5 protein-coding genes are annotated in these 5,357 nt (G+C 55.5%); 2 read left to right on the top strand and 3 right to left on the bottom strand.

The genetic code is table 11. The features are described 5' to 3' along the window. Positions 1 to 1,181: CRISPR-associated endonuclease Cas3'' (locus ABYO54_RS13550; protein WP_372808783.1), on the bottom strand; the 1,181-nt coding region annotated here is incomplete at its 3' end. Beyond that, on the bottom strand, positions 1,178 to 1,357 hold the full coding sequence (locus ABYO54_RS13545; protein WP_372808782.1) for a hypothetical protein: 180 nt from the start codon (positions 1,355 to 1,357) through the stop codon (positions 1,178 to 1,180). The genes ABYO54_RS13545 and ABYO54_RS13550, both read right to left, overlap by 4 nt. Before the next feature lie 143 nt (positions 1,358 to 1,500). On the opposite strand from ABYO54_RS13545, the gene ABYO54_RS13540 reads away from it, so the two are divergent. Beyond that, entirely contained in the window at positions 1,501 to 2,274 is a 774-nt protein-coding gene (locus ABYO54_RS13540) for an NYN domain-containing protein (protein WP_372808781.1), read from the top strand. A gap of 166 nt (positions 2,275 to 2,440) precedes the next feature. Further along, positions 2,441 to 4,030, top strand: a complete 1,590-nt coding sequence (gene hcp, locus ABYO54_RS13535) for a hydroxylamine reductase (protein WP_372808784.1) — start codon at positions 2,441 to 2,443, stop codon at positions 4,028 to 4,030. A 242-nt stretch (positions 4,031 to 4,272) separates the two neighbouring features. Here the strand turns inward: hcp and gatB are convergent. Beyond that, positions 4,273 to 5,357: Asp-tRNA(Asn)/Glu-tRNA(Gln) amidotransferase subunit GatB (gene gatB, locus ABYO54_RS13530; protein ID WP_372808780.1), on the bottom strand; the 1,085-nt coding region annotated here is incomplete at its 5' end.

Here is a 5,357-nt window from a genome sequence, read left to right as displayed (position 1 = left end):
GCTGTACAAAGCAAAACCGTTGATTTGCCGAATTGATGCAAGAAATTAACCGCATCATTGAATAGGTGTGTACACTTTATTGGAAGAGATTGAACCTCATCGAAAACCAAGACCGCATTTGCCAGGTTGTGGAATTTCCGAAGCTTTGACGCCTTATTGCTGTAGATCGTCTCAAGAAACTGCACCATCGTCGTCAGAACAATGGGACTGTCCCAACGCGAACATAGCAGGCGATATTTACCTTCTTCATCTTCGTCCTCCGGCAACTCAATATTGGAGTGATGTTCCAATATCATTTCGTCTGCCTTATCGCCAAAAACCTTACGCAATTCGGCAGCTGTCTGATCCAATATCGAAAGATAAGGGATGATGTAAATAATCCGTTCCAATTTATTCTTTTGAGCATGCTCCAAAGCAAACCGCAAACTCGACAAGGTTTTTCCGCCGCCCGTAGGAATGGACAGCGTGTAAATTCCCCGCTGACGCTCCCCTGCATCTTTGCATTGCAAAGAAATCTCTTGGCGAATTTGATTAAGATCCCCGTCCGCACAAAATCCAGAAAGATATTGATTCATTCGATGAATCATCGCCCCCCAGTCAGGCAATACACCGCCAATATCAAGCCCGGAACTGTTACAACGATCAGCATCAACAAGGCAGGAATAAATTGATTTCGTCTGGAGGTGTAGCATAAAGGGCGCATCCAACTTGTTTTCCTGACACGTGTTACAGACCCGCCAAATCTCGGACTTGATCATATCTGAATCAACTGCGGGGCAAAAATTGCTGATAGACTCTTCATAATGAAGAACCTTCTCCGGCTTATCGGTCTTACTGATCAGCGTTCTTCTTCCTTCGGAAATATTATCAAATAACCCGCTGTGATGTGTCGCAATCGCATTGCCAAGAATGTCCGAAACCAAATCATCGGTCATTGCCCCATCAACAAACTTTGCGCCTTGTAACGCATGAATCACCTCACCGCGCCGTGTTGGTTCTCCTTTTAGACTGCGCTCTAAATAGTCCTGAAAAACACAGGTATACTTCCCCTGATCATGAAGAAGCCCTGCAAAGGAGCCGGAATTCTCCATACCAAACTTTCTGGCAAACCGTTTTGCCAGCTTCGATGTTTCCTCCAAATGCTCACGGAGTTCCTGATTTCCTCGGGCAAAGTACTTCATTTCTTTTTTCTCCGAACACTTCCAAAAATCACCATCAAGCACAACAACCTCGCCCACTGCTCGCCGCCAAACGGTTCGGCGAATTGCGCCGCCAACTCGGCGACGTTGTCCAGATGCTCTGCGAGGGGTTGCCAGCCTTCGGGCGGGCCGTCGTTGCTGTGGGCGTAGAGTTTCATGTAAGCATTTTATTTGGATAGCTCGGCACGTCCATTCTTTTCTCTTCTTTTTGCATTTGTGACTTGTTTATTCATGATTCCGCAGCGCTTGCGGAATGGCGTTTTGTTCGGTAGGATTTGCGGACTCAACAAAAGGGAACGAGATGAAGGATATGGATTCAGAGAAAAAAATCGCGGTTTTGATCGATGCGGAGAATGCATCGCACAAGGTGCTGGGTGCCGTGCTGACGGAGCTTTCGAAGCACGGTCACATCATTGTGAAGAAGGCGTATGGCGATTGGAGCAGCAAACATCTGGTGAACTGGAAGCAGCCGCTCAACGATCTGGCGATCAATCCGGTGCAGCAGTTCTCCTATACGCAGGGGAAAAACTCGTCGGACGCGGCGATGATTATCGATGCGATGGACCTGCTCTATACCGGGAACATCAACGCGTTCGCCTTGGTGACTTCGGATAGCGATTTCACGAAACTGGCCTCGCGCTTGAAGGAATCGCAGATCTATGTCTTCGGGGTCGGGGAAAAGAAGACCCCGCAAGCCTTCCGGAGCGCCTGCGACGATTTCATCCTGACCGGGCTGCTGGAGCTGCCGGAGGAGGAAGAGGTCGCCACCCGAACCACCACCAAGAAAACCGCGAAGAAAACCGAGGCGAAAAGCGATAAGCAGCAATCACTGAAACAAAACACGAAGCTGGTGAGCATCCTCCGCGACGCCGTGACCGAATCCGCGGACGACGATGGATGGGCGCGGGCCTCCGCGTGCGGCAGCCTGATCAAGCGGCAGTATTCCGACTTCGATCCGCGCAACTATGGCTTCAAGAGCTTCCCGCTGCTGTTCGAGGGCATCGGCTTGTTCGATATCGATCGTCGGAAAACCGGTAGCGGCAACACGATGTTCGTTAAGGATAAGAAGAAATAAGACCGATGAAGCGGGCGGGTTGCTCAGCGCTCCCGCGCGCTCCATCGTCGCAATAAACGAGAATAAATTTTGGAACTTGATGCGGATCAAGGAAAGGATTTCGTGGCTGTGCACAATCGCTCCATCATTTGAAACGAAAACCAACCCAAGGAGAGATAAAATGAGTATGTTCTGTTATCAATGCGAACAAACCAGCCAATGCACCGGATGCACCTCGTTCGGCGTATGCGGCAAGGACCCCGAAACCGCCGCCCTGCAGGATCTCTTGGTGCAGGTCTGCAAAAAGATTTCCGAAAAGGCCCATGCCAAGCGCCAGGCCGGCGAAACCACCCGCGAGGCCGACCTCTTCGTGATGCAGGGCCTTTTCACAACCGTCACCAACGTCAACTTCGACCCCAACGACATTGCCGGCATCATTTCCCGCGGCGTGGCCGTGCTGAAGCAACTCGGCGGCGAGTGGGAACTGCCCAACGATCTCGACGGTCTGATCTCGCAAGGTGAAAAAGTCGGCATTGAAAGCCGCATGACCACCCTCGGCGAAGATGTGACCGGACTCCAGGAGCTGATCCTCTACGGCCTGAAGGGCACCGCCGCCTATGCCGACCACGCGTTCGTCCTCGGCAAGGAAGACGACTCCGTATTCGCCTTCTTCCACGAAGCCTTGGCTTTCCTGCTCAACCCGGCGCCGACCGTCGACGAGCTCGTCGGCTATGCGCTCAAGACGGGCGAAGTCAACCTGACCGTCATGGGTCTGCTCGACGCCGCCAACACGGGCACCTACGGCCATCCCGTCCCGACCCCCGTGCGCATCACCCCGGTCAAAGGCAAGGCCATCCTCGTTTCCGGCCATGACCTGAAAGACCTCGACCTGCTGCTGAAGCAGACCGAAGGCAAGGGCATCAACATCTACACCCACGGCGAAATGCTGCCGTGCCACGGCTACCCGGAACTGAAAAAACACAAGCACCTCGTCGGCAACTACGGCGGGGCCTGGCAGGACCAGCGCGCCGAGTTCGAAGCCTTCCCCGGCTCGATCCTGATGACCACCAACTGCATCCAGAAGCCGAAGGAAAACTACAAGGCCCGCATCTTCACCACCGGACTCGTCCAGTGGCCGGGCGTTGAGCACATCGGCGACGACAAGGATTTCAGCGCCGTCATCGACGCCGCGCTCGAAGCCGACGGCTTTGCCGAAACCGAAGAAGAAAAGACCATCCTGACCGGCTTCGGCCATAACGCCGTACTCGGCGTGGCGCCGCAGGTGATCGACGCCGTCAAATCCGGCGCGCTCAAGCACTTCTTCCTGATCGGCGGCTGCGACGGCGCGAAAAGCGGACGCAACTACTACACCGAGTTTGCCGAAGCCGTGCCGGAAGATTGCGCGATTCTGACGCTGGCCTGCGGCAAGTTCCGCTTCAACAAGCTTGAGTTCGGCGATATCGGCGGCATTCCGCGCCTGCTCGACGTCGGCCAGTGCAACGATGCCTACTCCGCAGTCCAGATCGCCGTGGCTCTCGCCAGCGCGTTCGAATGCGGCGTAAACGACCTGCCGCTCTCCATCGTGCTCTCCTGGTACGAGCAGAAGGCCATCTGCGTTCTGCTGTCGCTGCTGCACCTCGGCATCAAGGACATCAAGGTGGGCCCGACGCTTCCGGCCTTCATCACGCCGACCGTACTGCAGGTACTCGTCGACAACTTCAACATTGCCCCGACCACCACGGCCGATGCAGACCTGAAGCAGTGCCTCGGAGCATAACTCCGGCGATGGGTTAATCGTTAACAAGAAAGGCGTCCCAACCGGGACGCCTTTTTCATGATCCTGAATCCGGGACTGGAACCACCGATGAACCCAGATGGACACGGATACTCAATTAGATGTGGAGTTTATTACGCTCACCCGCCGGAGCAAGAACCTGTTCTGCATATCCCGTTCATGAATCTGCGTTTATCTGTGGTCCATTTACTTTTCCAGGATGATGCGATCTGCGTTTGCGGAAACTATGCGTCGAGCTTTTGCTTGAGCATCTGCATGACGGCGCCGGGGTTGGCCTTGCCGCGGCTGGCTTTCATCACCTGCCCCATCAGGAAGTTGATGGAGGCGGCGTTGCCCGCCTTGTATTCCTCGACGGGTTTGGGGTTGTTGGCAATGGCCTCGTCGGCCCAGCCTTCGAGCGCGGAGTCGTCGGAAACCTGCGCCAGCCCCTTGGCTTCCATGATCGCCTTCGGATCGCCGCCTTCGTTGAAGATGGTTTCGAAGATCTGCTTGCCACCGCCGGTGCTGATGGTCTTGGCATCGATCAGCGCAATGATCTCGGCGAGTTTTTCGGGCGTCACCTTCGATTCGGAAATCGGCAGGCTCTGCTCGGAAAGCAGGCGCATCATTTCGCCCATGATGAAGTTGGAGACCGCCTTGGCGTTTTTCGCATGCGCCATGGTGGCTTCAAAATAGTCGGAGGTCGCCTTGTCGGCGGTCAGCACGCCCGCGTCGTACTCCGGCAGGCCGAGCTCGGTCACGTAGCGTTCGCGGCGTTGCACGGGCAGCTCGGGAAGCTCGGCGCGCCAGGCCTCGATCTGCTCGCGGGAAATCTTGACGGGCATGAGGTCGGGCTCCGGGAAATAGCGGTAGTCGTGCGCGTCTTCCTTGGTGCGCTGGATAAAGGTTTCGCCGCGGTCGGGGTTGTAGCCGCGCGTCTCCTGGTCCACCTTGCCGCCGGATTCGAGCACGGCGATCTGGCGTTCGATCTCGTACTCGATCGCATCCTTGATGAAAGCGAACGAGTTCATGTTTTTGATTTCGACCTTGGCGCCGAGCTCCTTTTGTCCGACCGGTCGGACGGAGACATTGACGTCGGAGCGCATCTGCCCTTTTTCCTGGTCGCAGTTGGAAATGCCGCCGTACTGCATGATCTGCTTGACGGCGGTCATGTAGGCGAGCGCATCCTCGGCCGAATGCATGCAGGGATTGGAGACGATCTCCATCAGCGCGGTTCCGGCGCGGTTGTAATCGACCAGCGAAGCGCCCGCCACATGCGTGTTCTTGGCGGCGTTTTCTTCCTGGTGGATGCGCTCGAGGGTGAAGGTTT

Origin of the sequence: Pontiella sp. (assembly GCF_041622395.1) — a bacterium.
Lineage (GTDB): Bacteria > Verrucomicrobiota > Kiritimatiellia > Kiritimatiellales > Pontiellaceae > Pontiella.
This window is presented reverse-complemented; position numbering and strand designations above follow the sequence as displayed.

Excerpts from the sequence above, each read along its gene's own strand:
- ABYO54_RS13545 (WP_372808782.1), bottom strand. The coding sequence starts at position 1,357 with ATGAAACTCTACGCCCACAGCAACGACGGCCCGCCCGAAGGCTGGCAA.
- ABYO54_RS13540 (WP_372808781.1), top strand. The coding sequence starts at position 1,501 with ATGAAGGATATGGATTCAGAGAAAAAAATCGCGGTTTTGATCGATGCG.
- hcp (WP_372808784.1), top strand. The coding sequence starts at position 2,441 with ATGTTCTGTTATCAATGCGAACAAACCAGCCAATGCACCGGATGCACC.